General features: G+C 60.1%; 23 protein-coding genes. 6 read left to right on the forward strand and 17 right to left on the reverse strand.

Going from position 1 to position 21920, the window contains the following annotated elements; all coding sequences use genetic code 11:
- Positions 1–20: 20 nt before the first annotated feature.
- A complete protein-coding gene (locus AC3ITA_RS08665; RefSeq protein WP_489280012.1) occupies positions 21–1193 on the forward strand; it encodes a patatin-like phospholipase family protein in 1173 nt (390 codons plus the stop codon).
- 114 nt (positions 1194–1307) lie between these two features.
- Here AC3ITA_RS08665 and AC3ITA_RS08670 read toward each other — a convergent pair whose 3' ends face one another.
- The 8 genes from AC3ITA_RS08670 to puuE all read right to left on the reverse strand — a co-directional run bounded on the left by AC3ITA_RS08670 (position 1308) and on the right by puuE (position 9448).
- A complete protein-coding gene (locus tag AC3ITA_RS08670) occupies positions 1308–2093 on the reverse strand; it encodes an outer membrane protein OmpK (RefSeq protein ID WP_095945219.1) in 786 nt (261 codons plus the stop codon).
- 377 nt (positions 2094–2470) lie between these two features.
- Positions 2471–3256 (reverse strand): outer membrane protein OmpK, encoded by a 786-nt coding sequence (locus AC3ITA_RS08675; protein ID WP_489280015.1) that lies wholly within the window; start codon positions 3254–3256, stop codon positions 2471–2473.
- Positions 3257–3423: 167 nt separating this feature from the next.
- Complete coding sequence (locus AC3ITA_RS08680; RefSeq protein WP_095945221.1) at positions 3424–4782, reverse strand: nucleobase:cation symporter-2 family protein; 1359 nt, start codon at positions 4780–4782, stop codon at positions 3424–3426.
- Between the two features lie 164 nt (positions 4783–4946).
- Entirely contained in the window at positions 4947–6251 is a 1305-nt protein-coding gene (locus AC3ITA_RS08685) for a urate hydroxylase PuuD (protein WP_150674234.1), read from the reverse strand.
- Between the two features lie 50 nt (positions 6252–6301).
- The gene (locus AC3ITA_RS08690) at positions 6302–6805 is read right to left on the reverse strand and encodes an ureidoglycolate lyase (RefSeq protein ID WP_008005655.1); all 504 of its coding nucleotides are present in this window, start codon (positions 6803–6805) and stop codon (positions 6302–6304) included.
- Between the two features lie 121 nt (positions 6806–6926).
- Positions 6927–7922, reverse strand: coding sequence for an allantoicase (gene alc / locus AC3ITA_RS08695; protein ID WP_150674233.1), 996 nt, complete (start codon positions 7920–7922; stop codon positions 6927–6929).
- A gap of 87 nt (positions 7923–8009) precedes the next feature.
- Entirely contained in the window at positions 8010–8525 is a 516-nt protein-coding gene (gene uraD, locus AC3ITA_RS08700) for a 2-oxo-4-hydroxy-4-carboxy-5-ureidoimidazoline decarboxylase (RefSeq protein ID WP_489280017.1), read from the reverse strand.
- Entirely contained in the window at positions 8522–9448 is a 927-nt protein-coding gene (gene puuE / locus AC3ITA_RS08705) for an allantoinase PuuE (protein WP_489280019.1), read from the reverse strand. Before puuE ends, uraD begins: the two co-directional genes overlap by 4 nt.
- A 434-nt stretch (positions 9449–9882) precedes the next feature.
- On the opposite strand from puuE, the gene uraH reads away from it, so the two are divergent.
- Entirely contained in the window at positions 9883–10236 is a 354-nt protein-coding gene (uraH, locus tag AC3ITA_RS08710; protein WP_489280021.1) for a hydroxyisourate hydrolase, read from the forward strand.
- Positions 10237–10432: 196 nt separating this feature from the next.
- Here the strand turns inward: uraH and AC3ITA_RS08715 are convergent, their stop codons facing one another.
- The 7 genes from AC3ITA_RS08715 to AC3ITA_RS08745 form a co-directional block, all read right to left on the reverse strand.
- Positions 10433–11059 carry a LysE family translocator gene (locus AC3ITA_RS08715; RefSeq protein WP_489280022.1) on the reverse strand — a complete coding sequence of 209 codons (627 nt, stop codon included), beginning with the start codon at positions 11057–11059 and terminating at the stop codon, positions 10433–10435.
- A 72-nt stretch (positions 11060–11131) separates the two neighbouring features.
- Entirely contained in the window at positions 11132–12481 is a 1350-nt protein-coding gene (locus AC3ITA_RS08720) for an NCS2 family permease (protein WP_008048392.1), read from the reverse strand.
- A gap of 516 nt (positions 12482–12997) precedes the next feature.
- Positions 12998–13369 carry a glutathione S-transferase N-terminal domain-containing protein gene (locus AC3ITA_RS08725; protein ID WP_095945228.1) on the reverse strand — a complete coding sequence of 124 codons (372 nt, stop codon included), beginning with the start codon at positions 13367–13369 and terminating at the stop codon, positions 12998–13000.
- 104 nt (positions 13370–13473) lie between these two features.
- Positions 13474–14019, reverse strand: a complete 546-nt coding sequence (gene folE, locus AC3ITA_RS08730) for a GTP cyclohydrolase I FolE (RefSeq protein WP_003204506.1) — start codon at positions 14017–14019, stop codon at positions 13474–13476.
- Between the two features lie 77 nt (positions 14020–14096).
- Entirely contained in the window at positions 14097–14654 is a 558-nt protein-coding gene (locus AC3ITA_RS08735) for a Smr/MutS family protein (RefSeq protein ID WP_095945229.1), read from the reverse strand.
- Positions 14655–14732: 78 nt separating this feature from the next.
- A complete protein-coding gene (locus tag AC3ITA_RS08740) occupies positions 14733–15053 on the reverse strand; it encodes a hypothetical protein (protein WP_008048404.1) in 321 nt (106 codons plus the stop codon).
- A gap of 131 nt (positions 15054–15184) precedes the next feature.
- Positions 15185–15775: a cysteine hydrolase family protein gene (locus tag AC3ITA_RS08745; RefSeq protein ID WP_095945230.1), complete on the reverse strand. Its 591-nt coding sequence runs from the start codon at positions 15773–15775 to the stop codon at positions 15185–15187.
- 238 nt (positions 15776–16013) lie between these two features.
- Here AC3ITA_RS08745 and prmB point away from each other — a divergent pair, with 238 nt between their 5' ends.
- Complete coding sequence (gene prmB / locus AC3ITA_RS08750) at positions 16014–16922, forward strand: 50S ribosomal protein L3 N(5)-glutamine methyltransferase (protein ID WP_150674230.1); 909 nt, start codon at positions 16014–16016, stop codon at positions 16920–16922.
- Between the two features lie 126 nt (positions 16923–17048).
- Here prmB and AC3ITA_RS08755 read toward each other — a convergent pair whose 3' ends face one another.
- Positions 17049–17840: a hypothetical protein gene (locus tag AC3ITA_RS08755; protein WP_489280024.1), complete on the reverse strand. Its 792-nt coding sequence runs from the start codon at positions 17838–17840 to the stop codon at positions 17049–17051.
- Positions 17841–17938: 98 nt separating this feature from the next.
- On the reverse strand, positions 17939–18937 hold the full coding sequence (locus tag AC3ITA_RS08760; RefSeq protein ID WP_489280025.1) for an alpha/beta hydrolase: 999 nt from the start codon (positions 18935–18937) through the stop codon (positions 17939–17941).
- A gap of 83 nt (positions 18938–19020) precedes the next feature.
- On the opposite strand from AC3ITA_RS08760, the gene aroC reads away from it, so the two are divergent.
- The 3 genes from aroC to AC3ITA_RS08775 are packed head-to-tail and all read left to right on the forward strand — an operon-like array spanning position 19021 to position 21910.
- On the forward strand, positions 19021–20112 hold the full coding sequence (aroC, locus tag AC3ITA_RS08765; protein WP_414929350.1) for a chorismate synthase: 1092 nt from the start codon (positions 19021–19023) through the stop codon (positions 20110–20112).
- A gap of 29 nt (positions 20113–20141) precedes the next feature.
- Positions 20142–21293, forward strand: a complete 1152-nt coding sequence (locus AC3ITA_RS08770; protein ID WP_095945235.1) for an MFS transporter — start codon at positions 20142–20144, stop codon at positions 21291–21293.
- Positions 21290–21910, forward strand: coding sequence for a methylthioribulose 1-phosphate dehydratase (locus AC3ITA_RS08775; RefSeq protein ID WP_095945236.1), 621 nt, complete (start codon positions 21290–21292; stop codon positions 21908–21910). The genes AC3ITA_RS08770 and AC3ITA_RS08775 overlap by 4 nt, the downstream gene beginning before the upstream one ends.
- The last annotated feature ends 10 nt before the right edge of the window (positions 21911–21920 follow it).

A 21920-nucleotide genomic window follows, 5' to 3' on the forward strand; every position in this document is an offset into this window, starting at 1 on the left:
AGCACCATGGAGAGTTGTGCATGAGTCCAGTTGAACCGGTAACAGGGTTGATTCTTTCCGGTGGCGGGGCTCGGGCGGCCTATCAGGTCGGGGTGCTGGCGGCGATTGCCGAATTGCTGCCGCCGGGGGCCCGCAATCCGTTTCCGGTGATCGTCGGCACCTCGGCGGGCGCGATCAACGCCGTCAGCCTCGCCAGCGGTGCAATGGACTTTCGTAACGCCATCGAACGCCTGACGGCCTTCTGGCAGGGCTTTCGCAGTCATCTGGTGTTGCGCAGCGACTGGCCCGGGGTGATCCGCCAGGCCAGTCGCTTTGTCAGCCACAGTTTGCTCGGCATCGGTGCCCAGGTGCCGGTGGCGTTGCTCAACAGTTCGCCACTGCGGGATCTGCTCAACGACAAGTTGCAGATGGGCGGCATCGCCGAGGCGATCGCACAGAAGCAATTGCATGCGGTGGCGGTCACCGCGTTCGGCTATGAGTCCGGCCAGGCAGTCACCTTCTATGAGGGCGGCGGCAAGATCGATGCCTGGTTGCGCCATCGCCGCATCGGCGTTCCTACTCGCTTGTCCGTTGAACACCTGCTCGCCAGCTCGGCCATTCCGCTGCTGTTCGCTCCGGTGAAAATCGACGAAGAGTATTTCGGTGATGGCGCGGTGCGTCAGTCGGCGCCGATCAGTCCTGCGCTGCATCTGGGCGCCAGTCGGGTGCTGGTGGTGGGCGTCAGCGGCAACCCCCGTGGAGTCGACCCGCAACAACCCTTGCTGCGCAGCTACACCGGTCAGCAGCCGACCCTGGCGCAGATCGGCGGGCACATGCTCAACAGTACGTTCATTGACAGCCTGGAAAGCGACATCGAGCTGTTGCAGCGCCTGAACCAGTTCAGTCACCTGATGCCCGACGGTACGCCCATCCGCGCGTTGGGCGTGGCCCCGGTGGACGTGTTGGTGATTTCACCGAGCCAGCCGATCGATGAGATTGCCGCGCGCCATCGCCAGGAGTTGCCGGCGGCATTGCGCCTGTTTCTGCGCGGGCCGGGTGCGACCAAGACCAGCGGGGCAGGGGTGCTGAGTTATCTGCTGTTCGAGGCGGGGTATTGCAGCGAGTTGATCGAGCTGGGGCGACGGGATGCGTTGGCCAAGCGCGGCGAGTTGTGCCGGTTTCTCGGATTGGCGGAGCCTGTGCTTTCGGTTTGAGATAGGCAGTCTGCAGGAGCGAGCTTGCTCGCGATGGACGTTAACGATGACGCTGGGAGCCTGACACCCCGTGGCGCTCTCTAGTCCATCGCGAGCAAGCTCGCTCCTACATGATCAGAAGTGAACCTTGACCAGGAAGCTGGTCACGCTCTGATCAGTCTTGAATCCCTGGCTGTCTTCGATACCGTACTTGTTTTTCCAGTAGTCATACTCGACACCCACGTACAGCTGCTTGGCACCCAGGTTCAATGCCTTGCCCAGGTCATATTTGACCTGCGGATTGAAGTGCAGGTTGGCGTGGTACTCGCCTTTGCTGTTGACGTCGTTGTCGACCACCCAGTCCATGAAGCCGTCGATCAGCACGTCCGAGCCACCCACCGGAATGGTGTAGGACCAGACCGGCGAGACCTGCCAGATGTCGTCGCCCGGGCGGTCGCCTTCGGTGTGACGGTTGTAGAAGTTCAACTGGAAGTAATCGAAGCCCGGGATGGCCAGGTCGAAACCAGGACCGATCAGGTACGACTCGGTATCGTCTTCACCGAACTCGTAGGTCATGGCCAGCAGCACGTCCTTGATCGGGCCGAACTCGAACTTCTGGTCGAAGATCTTGTTGAACGACAGGCGCGGACTGAGCTCACCGTAGTGGGAGTTCTCGCCCGCGAAATGGTCTTCCTTGCCGTTGTAGAAGATCTTGTCGATGAAGAAGAAGTTGTCGCCGTACTTCCAGCCATCGGCGTGTTCGAAGGTCACCGTCTGCTGGATGCGCGGGTTGACCTGGAAGTCCTTGCCATAGAGGTAGCTCAGGCTGTTGTTCTGCCACTGCAGCAAATCGCCGGCCATGGCCTGGCCCCCGGCCAGCATCGATCCCGCCAGCATCAGGCTAGTGCACGTACGTTTCATTCGGTTGCTCCCAAAAAGTAGGTGGTTCCACGTTATTTTTTTAAGGTCGGCACTCTGGTGTGGCGCCTGTTTATGTAGCGGTAAAAAGTCATCCATTCGGTCAGCTTTAATGCTGTTAGCAAGAGCTGGGCCAAGGCTTTCAGAAAGCAAAAAAACTCCCGTTCGGCGGCTCAGGAGCGGTCGATTGAGAGGGGTTTTGGGGTGCCTTGGTGCCTGCCAGAGCCGGGGTAAGTTGGCTTTCTGGTCAGGTTTTACATCCGGGCTTTTTTTTAAACCGGATTCGGGCGGCCGCGGAGAATACTGACTCCTCGGCCAGGTCTCAAGTGCTCCGCAACGGCGCACCGACGACAGGCTTGGGGCACGGTTGCGGGGCAGCATCAGAAGTGCACCTTTACCAGCAGGCTGGTGGTGTTTTCATTGGTGTCGAAGCTGGAACTGTTTTCGATGCCGTACTTGTCTTTCCAGTAGCTGTATTCGACGCCGACGTACACCTGTTTCTCCCGCCAGCCCATGGCCTTGCCCAGGTCGTACTTGATCTGCGGGTTGAAGTGCAGGTTGGCGTGATAAGTGCCGTGGTCGTTCTGGTCGTTGTCCACGACCCAGTCCATGTAGCCGTCGATCAACAGGTTCGAGCTGCCCAATGGAAGGGTGTAGGACCAGGCCGGTGTGATCTGCCAGACGTCATCGCCGGGACGCGAGCCTTCGGTCTGGCGGTAGTAGAAGTTCAGGGTGAAAAAGTTGAAGCCCGGTACCGCGAGGTCGAAACCGGGGCCGATCAGGTAGGCCTCGGTGTCGTCTTCGCCGTTCTCGTAGGTCATGGCCAGCAGCACGTCCTTGATCGGGCCGAACTCGAATCGGCGGTCGAGGATCTTGCCGAAGGACAGGCGCGGACTGAACTCGCCGTAATAGGCGTGAACGCCTTTGTTGCGGTCCTTCTCGCCGTTGTAGTAGGTGCTGTCGATGAACATGAAGTTGTCGCCGTACTTCCAGCGGTCGGCGTGTTCGAAGGTTATCGTCTGCTGGATGCGCGGGTTGACCACGAAATCCTTGCCATACAGGTAGCTCAGGCTGTTGGTCTGCCACAGCAGCAGGTCGCCGGCCATGGCCTGACTCGCGGCCAGCAGGCCGGCACCCAACAGCAGGTTGGTTTTCGTCCGAATCATCTGTTGCTCCCTCTTGTTTTTATTTTTAAGGCGCAGGCAACCCTGCCCCTGTAGGAGCGAGCCTGCTCGCGATGAACTACAGAGCGCCGCGTTTATCCAGAAAACACGCGTTATCGTTAGCGACCATCGCGAGCAGGCTCGCTCCTACAGGGGTTGTGGTGTCTCACTTAGTGCGGGTGAGCGTGACAGTCGTTGATGGCCGCGCGTTCGGCGCCACCCAGGATGTTGAACAACAGGTTCAGCGTCAGCGCGCTGAGGGTGGCCATGGCGATGCCACTGTGGGTGATCGGGCTCATCCACACGGGCAGGTGGGCGAAAAATTCCGGGCGTACGACCGGGATCAGGCCCATGCCGATGCTCACCGCCACCAGCAACTGGTTGCGACGATCACCAATGTCCGCTTCCTGCAGGATCTTGATCCCGGTGGCGGCGACCATGCCGAACATCGCAATCGCTGCGCCGCCCAGTACTGCCGGAGGAATCGACGCTACCAAAAACGCGGCTTTGGGCAGCAGGCTCAGCACGATCAGCAACCCGCCGGCAACGATGGTCACCGAACGGCAGCGCACGCCGGTCATCTGCACCAGGCCGATGTTCTGGGCGAAGGAGGAGTGGGTGAAGGTGTTGAAGAAACCGGCGAAGAACGAGGCGCCTGCATCGCACAGCAAACCGCGCCGCAGCATCCGTGGGCAGACTTCCTGGCCGGTGATCTTGCCCAGCGCCAGAAACATCCCGGTGGACTCGACGAAAATGATCACCACCACCAGGCACATGGACAGGATCGGCGCCAGTTCGAATTTCGGCATGCCGAAGTGCAGCGGGGTGACAAATTGCAGCCATGGCGCCTGAGCCATGCCACTGAGGTCTACCATGCCGAGCAGGCCGCAGAGCACATAGCCCAGGCACATGCCGATCAGCACGGAAATGTTGACCCAGAAGCCGCGCATGAAACGGTGCACCAGCAAGATGGTACCCAGTACCAGGGCGGCGATGGTCAGGTAGATCGGTGAACCGAATTGAGCGGCGCTGGCACCGCCGCCGGCCCAGTTCACGGCCACGGGGAACAGCGACAAACCGATCGAGGTGATGACCGTCCCGGTCACCAGTGGCGGGAAGAAGCGCACGACCTTGGACATGAACGGGGCGATGAGCATGCCGAAGAACCCGGCGGCAATGGTCGCGCCGAAGATCCCTTGCAGGCCGATACCGGGCATGCCGGCCATGGCGACCATGCTGCCGACGGCGGCGAAACTGGCGCCCATCATCACCGGCATGCGAATGCCCATGGGGCCGATGCCGAGGGACTGGACGATGGTGGCGATACCCGCCACCAGCAGGTCGGCGTTGATCAGGAAGGCGATTTCTTCACGACTCAGGCCAGCGGCCTGCCCGATGATCAGCGGTACCGCGATGGCACCACCGTACATCAGCAGAACATGTTGCAAGCCGACCAGGATCAGTTGCAAGAGGGGCAAACGCTGAATGGCGGGTGCGTCGGGGATGCGCGCTTCGGATAGCTCGGACATGCAACACCTCGGATCTTTTTATTCTTGTGATTTACAGCTGCAGTGCTGCCGGCAGCTGTATTCGAATCTGGTGGGCCGTTTTGCGGCCATTCGCAGGCAAGCCCGCTCCCGCACAGGTCATGCAACACCTGTGGGAGCGAGCCTGCTCGCGAAGCTTTCAGCGATTAATTGGTCTGGGCTCCCTGCACAATCCAGGCACCGATCAGGTCACGTTCCTGCTGGGTCATCTGCGTGATGTTGCCCAGTGGCATGATCTGGCTGGTGACGGCTTGCGCCTGAATCCGCGGTGCGTTCTGGCGGATCTGCTCGGGGGTGTCGAACATCACACCGGCAGGGGCCGCACTGAACAGCGGGCTGGTCGGCTTGGCCGAATGGCAAACCGCGCAACGTTCCTGGATCACGCTGTGCACTTTGTCGAAACCCGGACCGGCATTGGAGGCCTGAACCGGAGCGGCTGCGGGCGCTTCTGCGGGTTTGGCTTCAGCAGGTTTCAATCCACCGCCCACTGCGGTTTCCGGCAGCGGCTGGTATTCGATTTTCGCTGGAGCGTTGGCCACTTCAGGGGCGCTGGACATCGGCTTCGGACCGGTCACATAAGCCAGGCAGATCATGCCCACCGCTGCAACAGGCAGGGTCCAGGCAAACTTGTGGCTGTCGTGACGGGTGTTGAAGTAGTGACGCACCAACACCGCCAGTACCGCGATCCCGGCCAGGATCAACCAGTTGTACTGGCTGCCGTAGGTGCTCGGGAAGTGGTTGCTGATCATGATGAACAGCACCGGCAAGGTGAAGTAGTTGTTGTGGCGTGAACGCAGCAAGCCTTTGGCTGGCAGCGCCGGATCGGGCGTACGGTTCTCGGCGATGGCCGCTACCAGTGCACGTTGTGCCGGCATGATGATGCGGAACACGTTGCCGACCATGATGGTGCCGATGATCGCGCCGACGTGCAGGTACGCACCCCGACCGCTGAACACTTTGCTGAAGCCGTAGGCCGCGGCGATGATCAGGGCGAACAGGATTGCGCCAAGCAGGGCAGGGCGTTTGCCCAGGGCCGAGTCGCACAGGAAGGAGTAGACGAACCAGCCGACGAACAGCGAGCCGATGCCCAACAGTACGCCTTCAGGACCGCTCAGGGAGCTGCCCGGAGCCAGCAGGTAGAGCGTCGGGTTGGAGTAGAACACCACGCACAGCAGCGCGATACCCGACATCCAGGTGAAGTAGGCTTCCCATTTGAACCAGTGCAGGTTGTCCGGCATGGTCGGTGGAGCCAGCTTGTATTTTTCCAGGTGGTAGATACCGCCACCGTGGATTGCCCATAAATCGCCGGCCAGGCCGCTTTTCGGGTTGACCCGGTTGAGGTTGTTTTCCAGCCATACGAAATAGAACGACGCACCGATCCAGGCCACGCCAGTAATCATGTGAACCCAGCGCACGCTCAGGTTCAGCCATTCCAACAGATGTGCTTCCACAGTCTTTACCTCTCGCCTGTCACTCTGTTGTCGAGTGATCAGACCTTCTCTTATTGGTGGGGGGCGAGGATCAAACGCTCATCCTCTTTGAAAAAATGCTCATCGCAGTTATTGCCTGTGCCACTGCGATCAACCACCAGGAAGTCATCCCGCTTTTCGATCGTCAGCACCGGATGGTGCCAAACGCCGCGATGGTAATTAATGCCCTGCCTGCCGTTGGTGACGAAGGCGCGGACCAAGCCTGATACAGGTTCATCGCCAAGTGGCGCGACCACGATCAGAAAGGGGTTGCCGAGCAGCGGAATGAAAGCCTGACTGCCCAGCGGGTGACGCTCCAGCATGCAGACGGTCAGCGGCATGTCCTGCGCGTCGGCGCGGAAGATGCTGATGATCGCGTTGTCCTCTGGCGTTGCGGTTTCGACCGTCGCCAGTTTATGGAAGCGCATGGTCGAACCGTTGTTGATCATGAAGTGATCGCTGCCGTCGGTTTCGATCACGTCACCGAAAGGGGCGAAGGCTTCTTTGGTCAGCGGTTCAATCGTCAGTGTGCGCATGCTGTTCTACTTACCTTGAATTCGTTGTTGTCTGTTCTATTGCTATCGCTAGCAGGCTAGCTCCCACAGGGGAATGCATTGCAAATGTGGGAGCTAGCCTGCTAGCGATTGGGTTCAGCGCTTATTTAGCGACCTTGCCCAAAACACGCAGGCGGCTCACACCACCATCCGGGAACACGTTCAGGCGGATGTGGGTGATCGGCCCCAGTGCCTTGATCTGCTCGGCAAAGGTGTGTTCGGCGTGCATTTCCAGTTTTTGTGCTGGCAACAGTTCACGCCAGAACAGCGACTGGGTTTCGATCTGGCTGTCGGTACCGCCCTTCACGAAAGCGCCCTGGATCGAGCAGGTGTCCGGGTAGTTGCCCTTGAAGTGCAGGGTGTCGACGATGACTTTCTCGACTTCGCCGGCATGACCCAGCGCGACGATGACCCAGTCGTTGCCCGGAGTACGACGACGTGCGGTTTCCCAGCCGTCGCCCATGTTGATGCCACGGCCCGGGTTGAGGATGTTGCTCATGCGGCCGAAGTGTTCGTCGGAGCAGGCGAGGGCGCGGCCACCGTTGAGGGCTGAGGCCAGGTCGACTTGTTCGTTGTCACCAACAGCGGACCAGTCGCGGAACGGAACGCCGTACACGCGCAGACGGGCCACACCGCCGTCCGGGTAGATGTTGAAACGCAGGTGGCTGAAGGCCTGGTCGTTGTTGATTTCGTGGAAGTGGTGGCTGTTGCCCTGCAGCTCGACGGCGGACAGCACTTCCGTCCACTGGGTGTTTTCATCAGGCTCGCCCGAGGCCAGGAAGCAGGCTTCCAGGGACGCCGACGGCGGGAAGTTGCCGGTGAAGAATGAAGTGTCGATGTCGACGCCCTTGATCGAACCCGGTACGCCCAGGCGGATCACTGCGCTGTCGAAGCCTTCGAAGCGCTTGCGGCGCGATTCCCAGCCGTCCATCCACTTGCCGTTGTCATCGAACACGCCCTCCTTCCATACGGCCGGGGTCGGTTGGAACAGACGGTTGGCGTCTGCGAACCAGTCATCGGTGACCGAGATGATTTTGGTGCCCAGGCGGGCATCGGCCAGGTTGACGAACTTCTCGAAAGGTACGGCGTAAGCTTTCATTCTTCTTGTCTGCCTTTAAATAAGTGGCTTGGGATGCTTGCAAGGCCCGGAGCGTTTTTTGCGTTCATCAACGTCGGGCCAGGCTTGCTATAGGGTCAGTAATCGGAACAGGGCGATCTTGTTGATCTGCGCCAGCGCGCACTTGAACTCGGTGTCGACCGGGTTGTGGATGCGCGTTTCGAACGCTGCGAGGATCTGATGCCGGTTGCTGCCTTTTACCGCCATGATGAAGGGAAACTTGAACTTGGCCTTGTAGGCGTCGTTCAGCTCGGTGAAGCGCTGGAACTCTTCGGCCGTGCATTGGTGAATACCCGCGCCAGACTGTTCTTCAGTGCTGGCTGCGGTCAGCTGGCCCTGGACGGCGGCTTTGCCGGCCAGGTCCGGGTGAGCGTTGATCAAAGCCAGCTGGCTTTCGTGATCGGCGCTCAACAGGATGTCGCTCATGCGCTGGTGCAGGGTTTCGATCTCGTCGATCGAGGCATCCTGGCCCAGGTCGAAGGCCTTCTCGGCCACCCATGGCGAATGTTCGTAGATGTCGGCGAAAGTCGCGACGAAGGCGTCGCGGCTCAGGCTCGAAGGTTTGACGGTTTGAAAGGTGCTCATTTGGCAGCCCCTGTGCACGGGTGGGTTTCTTGCCAGTGACGCGCGATGTCGACGCGACGGCTGAACCACACCTGCTCATGACTTTTAGCGTATTCGATAAAGCGCTTGAGCGAAGCCAGACGCGCCGGACGGCCGATCAGGCGGCAGTGCAGGCCGATCGACAGCATTTTCGGTGCCTCGGCGCCTTCGGCGTAGAGCACGTCGAACGCATCCTTGAGGTATTCGAAGAAGTCGTCGCCCTTGTTGAAACCCTGGACCTGGGTGAAGCGCATGTCGTTGGTGTCCAGGGTGTACGGGATCACCAGGTGCGGTTTGCCGGTCGGGTTGTTCGGTTCCCAGTAGGGCAGGTCATCGTCGTAGGTGTCGCAGTCGTAGAGGAAACCGCCTTCTTCCATCACCAGGCGACGGGTGTTCGGGCCGGTGCGGCCGGTGTACCAGCCCAGTGGGCGAGTGCCTGTGATTTCGGTGAGGATGCGGATCGCTTCGAGCATGTGCTCGCGTTCCTGGGCTTCGTCCATGTACTGGTAGTCGATCCAGCGATAGCCGTGGCTGCAGATCTCGTGGCCGGCATCGACCATGGCGCGGATCACGTCCGGGTGACGCTGGGCGGCCATGGCCACGGCGAAGATAGTCAGGGGAATGTCGAATTCCTTGAACAGCTTGAGGATCCGCCACACGCCGGTACGGCTGCCATACTCGTAAAGGGATTCCATGCTCATGTTGCGCGCGCCTTGCAGCGGCTGGGCAGAAACCATTTCCGAGAGGAAGGCTTCGGACTCTTTGTCGCCGTGCAGGATGTTGCGCTCGCCGCCTTCTTCGTAATTGAGTACGAACGACAAGGCAATGCGGGCATTGCCCGGCCAGTGTGGGTGAGGAGGGTTACTGCCGTAACCGACCAGGTCGCGTGGGTAGTCAGCGCTCACTGCAGGCTTCCTTCTTGTTCGATGATGACGGTTGGTGTGACGCAGCTGAAAAGTGGATGGCAGGCTGGCGTCACAGCGATGGGCTGATTGTATACAACTTTATATTCACTTTGTAAGCCTGATTTTTCGCATTTTTCACCGACTGTCATCTTTTACTGCTATTGGCGGGAGCCTGCAAGAAATCTGCCTGACTGGTCAATTATTGATTGAAGGGCTCATAGGTGGTGCGGTTTGGCGGGAAATCGACGGAAAATATGCCGATGGCGGGAGTCATGCGAAAAATGTCGTTTTTATTGTGTACAATTTTTTTGAAAAGTGTCTTAATCAGTCGCTCGCCGCAGCTTTTCGTGCTCCGAATCGGTGCGGTCTCCTTTTCAACTGACTTCGGGAGGCGCGAAGTCTGACTGCTCCACGCAGGCAGGCGCGCAGAATCAATGGGACGTTTGACTACACACGTTTTGGACGCAGCACACGGTTGCCCGGGCAGCTCGATCAAGGTCGAGTTGTACCGCGTTGAAGGATCGCACCTGGAATTGGTCGCCAGCGCGATAACCAACAGCGATGGTCGTGTCGATGCACCGCTGCTGCAAGGCGATGACTACCGCTCCGGGGTCTATCAGGTTCAGTTTCATGCCGGCGATTACTACCGCGCCCGTGGCGTTCAGCTGCCGGAGCCTGCCTTCCTGGATGTCGTGGTGCTGCGTTTCGGCATCTGCGCCGAGCAGGATCACTACCATGTGCCGTTGTTGATTTCGCCTTACAGCTACTCCACGTACCGCGGCAGCTGATCCCCCAGGCAGCAGCTGCACCCTGGAAGCGACTGCGCATATAGCTTCTTTGGTCTTTCGCCCGCTCACACTGCGGGCTTTTTTTCGTCTTCTGTAGGAGCGAGCTTGCTCGCGATGGAGGCCCAGACAACGTGGGCATTCAGATGGCCCGCGTCATCGTTAACGTCCATCGCGAGCAAGCTCGCTCCTACAACTGTTATCGGCTCAGCAGGGACGCTGCACCCGCACCGCTGAACAAACCGGCACTGATCCGGTTGAACCAGCTCTGCCCCTTGCCGCTGCGCAGATACCGCGCCGCGCCATGGGCGCCGAGGCCGTAGGCCAGTTTGCACAGCAGGTCGAGCACGGTCCAGGTCGCGATCATCACCAACAGTTGAGGCAGGAACGGCTGTTCGGCACTCAAGAACTGCGGCAGGAAAGCGGCGAAGAACAGAATGTCTTTCGGATTGCTCGCGCCGAGCATGAAGGCGCGGCCGAACAGTGCGCGAAAACGGGGCACTGGCGTGGCTTGTGGCACTTCAGCGCCATGGGAAGGCAGGCGCGATTGCTGCCAGCTCTGCCAGGCAAGGTAGAACAGGTAGAGGGCGCCAAGAATCTTCAGGGCACTGAACAGCTGTTCAGAAGCCAGCAGCAACGCACCCAGGCCCAGCGCCGAAGCACTCAGCAGGCAGATCGAGGCCGATACCCCGCCAAGAAAGGCCGGGTAAGAGCGGCGCAGGCCGTAATTCAGACTGTTGCTGATCATCAGCAACGACAGCGGCCCCGGGATCAGGATCACTATCAGCGCAGCGCCGCTGAACAGCAGCCAGGTTTCCAGACTCATCACTTTCCTCCATTTGCACAAAAGCCCCACCCGACGGGGTGAGGCTGTCTTCAAGCGGGTCCCGCGTAAGGTTTACAAGAAGATGAACTTGGCGATGAAGATCGCGCAGAGCACCCACAGGCTTACGGAAATTTCCTTGTACTTGCCGGTGCCGGCCTTCAGCGCCACGTAGGTGATGAAGCCCAGCGCGATGCCGTCGGCGACCGAGAAGGTCAGCGGCATCATGATCGCGGTGACGATCGCCGGAATGCTGTCGGTCGCTTCGTCCCATTCGATGTGGGCCATGCCGCCCATCATCAGCATCGCTACATAAATCAGTGCACCCGCGGTGGCATAGGCAGGAATCATCCCGGCCAGCGGTGCGAAGAACATGGCTGCAATAAATAGCACACCTACGGTCACTGCGGTAAGACCAGTCCGACCACCCGCAGCTACACCAGCGGCACTTTCAACGTAGCTGGTGACTGGCGGAACGCCGACTACCGCACCGAATACGCTGGAAGCACTGTCGGCTTTCATGGCGCGGGAGAGGTTTTCGATGCGACCGTCAGCACCGACCAGGTTGGCGCGCTGGGCAACACCCATCAAGGTACCGGCGGTGTCGAACATGTGTACGAAGAGGAACGCCAGGACCACGCTGATCATGCTGACGTTGAACACGCCGGCGACGTTCATGGCCATGAAGGTAGGGGCGAGGCTCGGTGGAGCCGACATGATGCCCTCGTAGTGCACCAGGCCCAGACCCCAGCCGGCGAGGGTCACGGTGATGATGCTGATGAGGATTGCGCCGAACACCTTGTGATAGCTGAGGATGGAGATCATCAGGAAGCACACGGCAGCGAGCAGCGGGCCGGGTTCGCGCAGGGAGCCAAGCTTGATCAGGGTAGCCGGACTATCGACGACGATACCCGCGGTTTTCAGGCCGATCAGCCCCAGGAACAGACCCACGCCGGCGCCCATGGCGAAGCGCAGGCTGACCGGGATGCTGTTGAGCAGCCATTCGCGGATCCGCGAGAAGGTCAGGATCATGAACAACACACCGGACACAAACACCGCGCCGAGGGCGGTTTCCCAGTTGTAGCCCATGGTGCCGACCACGGTGTAGGTGAAGAAGGCGTTCAGTCCCATGCCTGGTGCCAGGCCGACCGGCCAGTTGGCGTACAGGCCCATCAACAGGCAACCGAGTGCCGCGGCGATGCAGGTGGCGACGAACGCCGCACCGTGATCGATCCCGGCGTCGGCCATGATGTTGGGGTTGACGAAAATGATGTAGGCCATGGTGATGAAGGTTGTCAGACCGGCAATCAGCTCGGTCTTCACCGTGGTGCCGTGCAAGCTGAGTTTGAACAGACGTTCCAGCAAGCCATTGCGTAATGGCGGCGAGAGATCCAGCGTCGATGCTTCGGATTTGCGGCTTTCCACAGCGAATACTCCTCAAGAGTTTTATTGTTATTTCCAGGGCCGGATCCGAGAGGGGTGGCAGCGGCCCTTTGAGGTACTTGCGAATTTGTTGACCGCTTGGTCAGGAACTCGCACGAAGTGGATTATGCTTTTGTATACAAAGAATGCAAATAATGTTTTTGATTTTGTTTACGAAAAGTTTGGCTTTAGGGATATATCGCCTTTGGTCTCATCGCCAGCAAGCTGGCTCCCACAGGTTTTGTGTACGCCCAGATCACTGTGGGAGCCAGCCTGCTGGCGTTGGGGCAAGAGCAATCATCTGCGGCCTCGGGCGATTGGCGGCAGTGGTTCGACAGGCGCAAACGGCCAGATAAAAATAAACCGGCTCAGGGGCCGGTTTATTTTTATCTGGAATTGACGGCGCTTGTACCGGCCTTATCGCCAGCAGGCTGGCTCCCACAGGTTCTGTGAACGCCACAAATCCCCTGTGGGAGCCAGCCTGCTGGCGATAGGGCCAGCAGCCCCATCACAGAAACATCAGGCTGCAGCGAAACGCTTGTCCAGATAATCAATGATCACCTTGGACTCATACATCCAGGTGGTCTGGCCATTCTCTTCAATGCGCAGGCACGGCACCTTGATCTTGCCACCTTGCTCGAGCAAGGCCTGGCGATCCTGTTCGTTGTTCTTCGCATCGCGAAGGGCCACCGGCACATTCAGGCGGCGCAGGGTGCGGCGAGTCTTCACGCAGAACGGGCAGGCGTGGAATTGATACAGGGTCAGACCCTTTGCGGCGGATTCGACCTGAGCCTGAGCAGCGGCGGGGCGCTTCTTCTTGCTTGGGCGAGTAATGAAGTCGATGAAGATGATCAGTTGGCCAAGGCCGACACGAAGCGCTTTTACGAACACGTTGAAAGCCTCACGGTGCGAATGAAGAAGGGCGCGCAGCTTACCTGATTTTTTGCAGGCGAAAAAAAACCGGCGATGAATGCCGGTTTTCTTCGTGCCGCAAATTACTTGATGAGGCTGAGGAATTCGCTGCGGGTCGCGGCGTTCTCGCGGAACTCACCGAGCATCACTGAAGTGATCATCGACGAATTCTGCTTTTCCACACCGCGCATCATCATGCACATGTGCTTGGCCTCGATCACCACCGCTACGCCCAGGGCGCCGGTGACCTGCTGGACCGCATCGGCGATCTGGCGGCTGAGGTTTTCCTGGATCTGCAGGCGGCGAGCGTACATATCGACGATGCGCGCGACCTTCGACAGGCCCAAAACCTTGCCGCTCGGGATGTAGGCAACATGCGCCTTGCCGATGAACGGCAGCAGGTGGTGTTCGCACAACGAGTACAGCTCGATGTCCTTGACCAGCACCATTTCGCTGTTGTCGGAGCTGAACAGGGCACCGTTGGTGACCTCTTCCAGTGTCTGTTCATAGCCGCGGCAGAGGTACTGCATGGCTTTGGCGGCACGTTTTGGCGTGTCGAGCAGGCCTTCGCGGGAAACGTCCTCGCCGAGCTGGCCGAGGATCGCCGTGTAATTCTGTTCCAGGGACATGAAACTACCTGTGGGATTTTACGCAAAGGGCAAGGGTACGGTGACGGACACGACGCTGCAAGCGTGACGCATCAGCTTTACTCGTCGCGACCTTCCATCATGGTGCGTTTGAGCATCACATAAACGGCGCCGGCACCGCCATGTTTCGCCTGGCACGAGGTGAAGCCGAGCACCTGTGGATGCTGGCGCAGCCAGGTGTTGACGTGGCTTTTGATCATCGGCCGCTTGCCGTCCAGGCGCACGGCCTTGCCATGGGTGACGCGCACGCAGCGGATTTCGAATCTGGTGGCTTCAGCCAAAAATGCCCAGAGGGTTTCCCGGGCCTTTTCCACGCTCATGCCGTGCAGGTCGAGGCTGCCTTCGAACGGAATCTGTCCGATCTTGAGCTTGCGCATCTGGCTTTCCTGCACGCCATCGCGAGCCCACATCAGATCGTCTTCAGGGCCGACGTCGATGACGAACTGATCGGACAGCCCGTCGACGGTGGTGGATTCGGTACGTACGGTCGCCGCTTGACGCAGCTTGGCAATCTGCGCGCGGTCAGCCTTGGGTTTGCCGGTTTCGGCGCGATCATGCTTGATCGGCTTGACGCCTTGGATCGCGCTTTTGAACAGGGAAAAATCGTCGTCTTGCATGTCAGCCTCCGCGAAGGGCGGCCAGTTTACCCAACTCGAAGCGAATCGGGCGCGACAAAAACGCGCGCGACGCTTGGCTCAGTCGTGTTTTTTCATCAGGTGCGGCGACATGGCCAGTTCCCGGGACTGTCGCGAGCGACGACGGCAACGGCGCCATAGCCAGACACCGAGGTACAGCACGAACAGGCCGATGGCCAGGATCACGGCGGCACCGGTGCGGCTGGTGTTCAATTCACCCAGGGCGGGTGCGTGGCCGAGCAGGCTGGCGGCACCGGCCATGGCGAGCAACACGCCGCACATCGCCAGCAACGCCGCGAACGTCGCGCCGATTCGAAAACGCCAGTTGCTTTGGCCTTTGGGCCGCAAGCGGCGAGCGTCAAAACCATCGGATAACTTCATTCCGACCTTCCTCAATGGGTATCGGCCCTTCGACCGGGAGTTGACCGGGATGTTCCTGAGGCTAAGACAATTACGGCAAATGGGAGGCTTTTGCGGATGAGCGGCGTTCCAGGCCGCTCATTGAGCGTCGATCAGATCAGTTCACGGGTTAGCGCGAGGGTGGCGAAGTTGTCGCCCATGATCGCCATTTCCGTCTGATGAACGTGTGCGGCACTCAGCACGCCGCCCTTGTAAGGCAGGTCGCGGGTGGCGCAGGCGTCCTCGACCAGGGTGCAACGGAAGCCCAGGTTCTTGGCGGCACGCACCGTGGTGCTGACGCTGGAGTGGCTCATGAAGCCGCAGACGATCAGGTCAAGGGCGCCGAGGTCTTCCAGGCGTTTTGCCAGTTCGGTGCCGTGAAAAGCGCTTGGCAACAATTTGCCGATGACGGTTTCATCGCCCTGTGGCTCCAGGCCCGGAATGAACTCTCCACCTACGCCCTGGGGGTTGAACAACCCGCCGAGTGTACCGAGGTGGCGCACATGCACGATCGGCCGGCCGGCGGCGCGGGCAGCGGCGAGCAATTGCTTGATGTTCGCGACAGCTTCATCCATGCCGCTCAGGGCCAGGGGACCGCTGAGGTATTCTTTCTGGGCATCGATGATGACCAGCGTGGCATGGCTCAGATTGGCCGCTGCATAACCGCGGCCGCTGAGTTGAAACATCGTTTTTGGAACAGACATTCTGGGGCTCCTTGGAGTGGGGCTTTTGCGCCATTGTCCTCTGGCTGAGCGGTTCTGTGAATCGCTACGATCACAGGTGCCGTCGTTGCTGGCCTGTAGCCTTGTCAATAGTCACGTTTTGTTCAATAGCCTGGCGAAAAAATGGATAACTCCTACATTTGAATCGGTAGTTTCCTGCGTCGTCGTGACGTCGTTTGACTGGTAGAATCTCCCGTCGATTTTTCTGGAGTTTGCCGTCGTGATCACTTCCCGCCTTCGCACCCTGCGTGACCATATCCGTTGGGCTGTCAGCCGCTTCCATGGGGAGGATCTGTTTTTCGGCCATGGCACTGACAACGCCTGGGACGAAGCCCGGCAATTGGTGTTGGGTGCACTGCACCTGCCGTGGGAAATCGCCGACAGCTACCTCGACTGCAATCTGGAAGAAGAGGAAGTGGTTCACCTGCAGCTTTTGCTCAAGCGCCGTATCGAAGATCGGGTGCCGACCGCTTATCTGCTGGGCGAGGCCTGGTTCTGTGGCATGTCGTTCATCGTTGATGAGCGTGTGCTGATCCCGCGCTCACCCATCGGTGAGTTGATCGAAAACCGCTTTACCCCGTGGCTGGCTACCGAACCTGCGCGGATTCTCGATCTGTGCACCGGTTCCGGTTGCATCGGCATCGCCTGCGCCTACGAATTCCAGCATGCCGAGGTGGTGTTGGCGGACCTGTCGTTCGAAGCGCTGGAGGTGGCCAATCAGAACATTGAACGCCATGGTGTCGACGAGCGCGTGTACACGGTGCAGGGCGACGGTTTCGAGGGTTTGCCGGGTCAGCGTTTCGACCTGATCGTGTCGAACCCGCCCTACGTCGATGCGGAAGATTTCGCCGACATGCCGGATGAGTACCAGCACGAACCGGAACTGGGCCTGGCCTGCGGCGATGACGGTTTGAACCTGGTGCGGCGCATGCTCGCCGAAGCGGCGGACCATCTGACCGAGAAGGGCCTGCTGATTGTCGAAGTGGGCAACAGCCAGGTGCACGTCGAGGCGTTGTACCCGGAAGTCGACTTCGCCTGGCTGGAGTTCGAGCGTGGTGGCCATGGTGTGTTCATGCTGAGCGCGCAGCAATGCCGGGAGCATCAGGTGTTGTTCGCTTCTCGCGTTTAACCCCCCTGTAGGAGCGAGCCTGCTCGCGATGGACTAAAGGGCGACGCGTTTTTCCAGAAAACACGCGTCATCGTTAACGACCATCGCGAGCAGGCTCGCTCCTACAAGGAATGGCCGCACCGCCAACTATCGGTGCGTGGCAATCCAGATCAACAACCCCGCCTGAAACACCGCAAACGCCACCAGGCAGGTGATGGTGAATCGCAGCCCGGCGTCTTCGCGTTTGTACTTGCTGACTTTCTCTTCGTGTTTCTTGAGTTTGACTTCCTGCTCGGCCAGATTCTGCTCGGCTTGCTGGAGCATCTGCGCCGCCTCGAGAATTTCCACGACCTGCAGTTTTTCGCTGTTCCAGTCGCCAGAGAGGTCGCCGACCTTGACCGGCTTGACGCTGCCTTTCAAATGCTGGGCATCGGCATACACCACGTCGAACCCATGCACGCGCAAAAAATGATCGCGGCGCAGGCGGGTGTCTTCGTTCAGTGCATCCTTGTTGTTCAGGTCAAAGCCGTCGACGGTGTAGGTCGGCCAGCGCTTCTTCGCCCAGTTGATGCCCTGGGCCGCCATGAATCGGCCAATGCCACGGTTCAGCGGTTCGACCTGCAAGCCGCTTTGCGGTCCGAAATGCACGCGTTTTTCGGCGTGATCGACCCACACGTCCAGATGATTCTGTTCCTTGCGCACGCGCTGGCCGGGCAGGGTGATGCTCATGCGCATCAGGCTGTGCGCCTTATCGTTGCGCTCGGCATAGCCGAACTCGACAAAGCGCAACGGGCGCCCGCCGGTGTTGCGGTCAGTCTGCAGCGGCGCCAGACGGAGCATCTTGTGGTGCTCGACGTGGACGTCCGCCCAGGGCAGCTCGACCGCTGGCGGTGCGTCTTTTTCAGCGCTGGTGTCGGGTGAAGTCTGGGTGTCAGTCATAACGGCGAGATCCTGTCCAAGCTCAGCTTGTCGCCAACCAAGTGTTGGCGACAAAGGCTTATCGGCCGTTTTTCCCAGGACTGGAGGGTAAAGAGGGGTTAACTGGCACGAAGTCCGTCAATAAACCCGAGGATTCGCGTGCCCAGTTCCGCCGCCAGGGGCAACTGCGGGTCTTTATAGGAGGCCATCTGGCGTTTGACGTCGTTGGGCACGATGCGCATGACGTGGTTCATGCCCTCGATCAGCGCCAGTTCGGCGTCCGGCTTGGCCGCCTTGAGCAACCTTGCGTCATTGACACCGACCTGGATGTCGTTGCTGCCCTGGATGATCAGCACCGGCATTTCCAGCTTGGCAAACGCCGCGGCCGGGTCCTGGCGGAACAGGGAAATCAGGTACGGCTGCACGCTCGGACGGAAAATCGCCTGCAACGGAGGCGGCACATTGTCGTCGGGTTTCCCGGCCTTGAGGCTGTCGAGCAATTCATTGCTGCGCAGCATCAGCGGTGGAGGCAGACGATTGCCCAGTTGGTCGCGGATGACCTGATCGACCGGTCTTGCGCTACCCGAGACAGAAATCACCGCGTCGGCATCGATGCCTGGCGCCGCGAGGCTGGCGATCAAGGCGCCTTCGCTGTGACCCAGCACAATCAGTTTGCCGAAACGCGGATCGGTCTTGAGCTTCTGGCCCCAGGCCTCGGCATCGGACACATAGGCCTCAACCGTCAGATTGCGTTCATCCGGGGTTGCGGCCAGGCTCGCCGCCACGCCACGCTTGTCGTAACGCACGCTGGCGATGTTGTGTTTGGCCAGCACCCAGGCCAGGCGCTTGAGGCTGTCATTGCGCCCGCCATCGGTATTGTTTCCGTCACGATCCGTAGGGCCGGAGCCGGAAATGATCAGCACAACCGGCACCGGATTGTCGGACTTTGGCAGCAACAGCGAGCCGAAAAGCTCGCCGGTGCCCGTATCCAGTGTGATCGGTCGTTGCAGGACAGTCGCCTGGGCGAAGCCGGAAATCAGGGTAAGGCTCAAGGCTAGAACTCGCAGCATCATCGCGCCATCATCCAGAAGATGCCAGTTGGACTCACCGGCACCCATAAGGTTCGAGGATGAACTACTTGGGTAGCCTGCGTATACTGGCGCGCATTACGTATTCAGGTTCATTTCACGGAGCGTCCTGCATGTCCGGCAATACCTACGGCAAGCTGTTCACTGTCACCACCGCGGGCGAAAGCCATGGCCCGGCGTTGGTCGCCATTGTCGATGGCTGCCCGCCGGGCCTGGAGATATCCCTGGAGGATCTGCAGCGTGACCTGGACCGCCGCAAGCCCGGCACCAGCCGCCACACCACCCAGCGCCAGGAAGCCGACGAAGTCGAAATCCTCTCCGGCGTGTTCGAAGGCCGCACCACTGGCTGCTCGATCGGCCTGTTGATCCGCAACACCGACCAGAAGTCCAAGGACTACTCGGCGATCAAGGATCTGTTCCGCCCGGCTCACGCCGACTACACCTACCACCACAAATACGGCGAGCGCGATTATCGCGGCGGTGGTCGCAGCTCGGCCCGGGAAACCGCGATGCGCGTGGCTGCTGGCGCGATTGCGAAAAAATACCTGGCCAGCCAGGGCATCGTCATTCGCGGCTACATGAGCCAGTTGGGGCCGATTGAAATCCCGTTCAAGACCTGGGATTCGGTGGAAGAGAACGCGTTCTTCAGCCCGGATCCGGACAAGGTGCCGGAACTTGAGGCCTACATGGACCAGTTGCGCCGCGACCAGGACTCGGTCGGTGCGAAAATCACCGTGGTCGCCGAAGGCGTGATGCCGGGCCTGGGCGAGCCGATCTTCGACCGCCTCGACGCCGAACTGGCCCATGCGCTGATGAGCATCAACGCGGTCAAGGGCGTGGAAATCGGCGCCGGTTTCGCCAGCGTCGCCCAGCGCGGCACAGAACATCGCGATGAAATGACCCCGCAAGGTTTCCTCAGCAACAACGCGGGCGGCATTCTCGGCGGCATTTCCTCCGGTCAGCCCATCGTTGCGCACCTGGCGCTGAAGCCGACGTCGAGCATCACCACGCCGGGCCGTTCCATCGACATCCATGGCAACCCGGTGGAAGTGATCACCAAGGGCCGTCACGATCCGTGCGTGGGCATCCGCGCCACGCCGATTGCCGAGGCGATGATGGCCATCGTGTTGATGGACCACCTGCTGCGTCACCGTGGGCAGAACGCCGATGTGCGTGTGAGCACGCCGGTGCTGGGTCAGCTGTAAATGGTTGACTTCATGGTCGCAGCCGTCTGATGGCGACTGCGGCGCTCCCGTACTGGCGGCTCTCCAGTTTCTATTTGTTCTATTTCGCCTTGCTCGGTTCGACAGCGCCGTTCCTGGCGCTGTACTTCGATCACCTGGGTTTCAGCGCCGCGCGGATCGGCGAGCTGGTAGCGATCCCGATGCTGATGCGTTGCGTGGCGCCGAATATCTGGGGCTGGCTGGGCGACTACACCGGTCGGCGACTGGCGATCGTGCGCTTCGGCGCGTTGTGTACGCTGCTGACCTTTTCGCTGATTTTCGTCAGCAAGACCTACGCCTGGCTGGCGATGGTCATGGCCTTGCATGCGTTCTTCTGGCACGCGGTGTTGCCGCAGTTCGAAGTCATCACCCTGGCGCACTTGCAGGGGCAGACCTCGCGCTACAGCCAGATCCGCTTGTGGGGCTCGATCGGTTTCATCATCACCGTGGTCGCGCTGGGACGTTTGTTCGAATGGCTGAGCCTGGACATCTACCCGGCGGCGCTGGTGCTGATCCTGGTCGGCATCGTGGTCAGCAGTTTGTGGGTGCCTAACGCGCAACCGATTCAGGGTGAACGGTTGACCGGGGAGGGATTTCTCCAGCAACTGCGCAACCCTGGTGTGTTGGCGTTTTACGGCTGCGTGGCACTGATGCAGATGAGTCACGGGCCGTATTACACGTTCTTGACCTTGCACCTTGAACACCTGAGTTACAGCCGGGGCGTGATCGGCATGCTCTGGGCCGTTGGCGTGGTGGCCGAAGTGTTGATGTTTTTGGCCATGAGCAAGATCCTCGCGCGGTTTTCCTTGCGCCGGGTGCTGATGGCGAGTTTTCTGCTGGCGGCGTTGCGCTGGTTGCTGCTCGGGTCGTTGGCCGAATTCCTTTGGGTATTGCTGTTTGCCCAGGTATTGCACGCGGCGACGTTCGGCAGCTTTCACGCCGCTGCCATTTCATTCGTGCAACGTAGCTTCGGCGCGCGCCAGCAAGGCCAGGGCCAGGCGCTGTATGCCGCGTTGGCCGGCACAGGCGGTGCGTTGGGCGCGTTGTATTCCGGCTACAGCTGGAATGCCCTCGGCGCGGCATGGACCTTTAGTATTGCCAGTCTCGCAGCCGTCGCGGCTGCCGTTATCATTGCCACACGCATGCAAGAGGACAGGCCATGAGCCTTACCCGTGAACAACTCGCCCAGGAAATCATCGACGCCGGGCGTTTTCTGTATGGCCGCGGCTGGTCGCCGGCCACCAGCAGCAATTACTCGACCCGCCTGTCGCCGACCGAAGCCTTGCTGACCGTCTCCGGCAAGCACAAGGGACAACTGGGCATGGGCGATGTGCTGGCCACTGACCTGTCGGGCAGCAGCCTGGAACCGGGCAAGAAACCGTCCGCCGAAACCCTGCTGCACACCCAGCTCTACAGCTGGCGCCCGGAGATCGGTGCGGTGCTGCACACCCATTCGGTGAACGCCACCGTGCTGTCGCGCCTGACGCCGCAAGACTTCATCGAGTTCGAAGATTACGAGCTGCAAAAGGCCTTCAGCGGTGTGACGACCCACGAATCCCGGGTGCGCGTGCCGATTTTCGACAACGATCAGGACATTGCGCGCCTGGCCGCCAAGGTGCAGCCTTGGCTGGACACCCATCCCGATTGTGTCGGCTACCTGATCCGTGGTCATGGCCTGTACACCTGGGGCGCGCGCATGAGCGACGCCCTGCGGCAGATCGAGGCCTTTGAATTTTTGTTCGAGTGCGAGTTGAAGACGCGCTCCATCTTGTCCCGTTAAGGAGTTGCCC

The organism is Pseudomonas sp. GL_090, from assembly GCF_057837765.1.

What these genes read in the sequence shown, in the direction of transcription:
- AC3ITA_RS08740 (WP_008048404.1), bottom strand. Translation starts at nt 15,053, where the DNA reads ATGAAGTTATCCGATGGTTTTGACGCTCGCCGCTTGCGGCCCAAAGGC.
- AC3ITA_RS08690 (WP_008005655.1), bottom strand. Translation starts at nt 6,805, where the DNA reads ATGCGCACACTGACGATTGAACCGCTGACCAAAGAAGCCTTCGCCCCT.
- AC3ITA_RS08665 (WP_489280012.1), top strand. Translation starts at nt 21, where the DNA reads ATGAGTCCAGTTGAACCGGTAACAGGGTTGATTCTTTCCGGTGGCGGG.
- AC3ITA_RS08775 (WP_095945236.1), top strand. Translation starts at nt 21,290, where the DNA reads ATGAGCCTTACCCGTGAACAACTCGCCCAGGAAATCATCGACGCCGGG.
- folE (WP_003204506.1), bottom strand. Translation starts at nt 14,019, where the DNA reads ATGTCCCTGGAACAGAATTACACGGCGATCCTCGGCCAGCTCGGCGAG.
- AC3ITA_RS08680 (WP_095945221.1), bottom strand. Translation starts at nt 4,782, where the DNA reads ATGTCCGAGCTATCCGAAGCGCGCATCCCCGACGCACCCGCCATTCAG.
- AC3ITA_RS08745 (WP_095945230.1), bottom strand. Translation starts at nt 15,775, where the DNA reads ATGTCTGTTCCAAAAACGATGTTTCAACTCAGCGGCCGCGGTTATGCA.
- alc (WP_150674233.1), bottom strand. Translation starts at nt 7,922, where the DNA reads ATGAAAGCTTACGCCGTACCTTTCGAGAAGTTCGTCAACCTGGCCGAT.
- uraD (WP_489280017.1), bottom strand. Translation starts at nt 8,525, where the DNA reads ATGAGCACCTTTCAAACCGTCAAACCTTCGAGCCTGAGCCGCGACGCC.
- AC3ITA_RS08670 (WP_095945219.1), bottom strand. Translation starts at nt 2,093, where the DNA reads ATGAAACGTACGTGCACTAGCCTGATGCTGGCGGGATCGATGCTGGCC.
- aroC (WP_414929350.1), top strand. Translation starts at nt 19,021, where the DNA reads ATGTCCGGCAATACCTACGGCAAGCTGTTCACTGTCACCACCGCGGGC.
- AC3ITA_RS08760 (WP_489280025.1), bottom strand. Translation starts at nt 18,937, where the DNA reads ATGGGTGCCGGTGAGTCCAACTGGCATCTTCTGGATGATGGCGCGATG.
- AC3ITA_RS08735 (WP_095945229.1), bottom strand. Translation starts at nt 14,654, where the DNA reads ATGCAAGACGACGATTTTTCCCTGTTCAAAAGCGCGATCCAAGGCGTC.
- uraH (WP_489280021.1), top strand. Translation starts at nt 9,883, where the DNA reads ATGGGACGTTTGACTACACACGTTTTGGACGCAGCACACGGTTGCCCG.
- AC3ITA_RS08755 (WP_489280024.1), bottom strand. Translation starts at nt 17,840, where the DNA reads ATGACTGACACCCAGACTTCACCCGACACCAGCGCTGAAAAAGACGCA.
- AC3ITA_RS08770 (WP_095945235.1), top strand. Translation starts at nt 20,142, where the DNA reads ATGGCGACTGCGGCGCTCCCGTACTGGCGGCTCTCCAGTTTCTATTTG.
- AC3ITA_RS08715 (WP_489280022.1), bottom strand. Translation starts at nt 11,059, where the DNA reads ATGAGTCTGGAAACCTGGCTGCTGTTCAGCGGCGCTGCGCTGATAGTG.
- AC3ITA_RS08675 (WP_489280015.1), bottom strand. Translation starts at nt 3,256, where the DNA reads ATGATTCGGACGAAAACCAACCTGCTGTTGGGTGCCGGCCTGCTGGCC.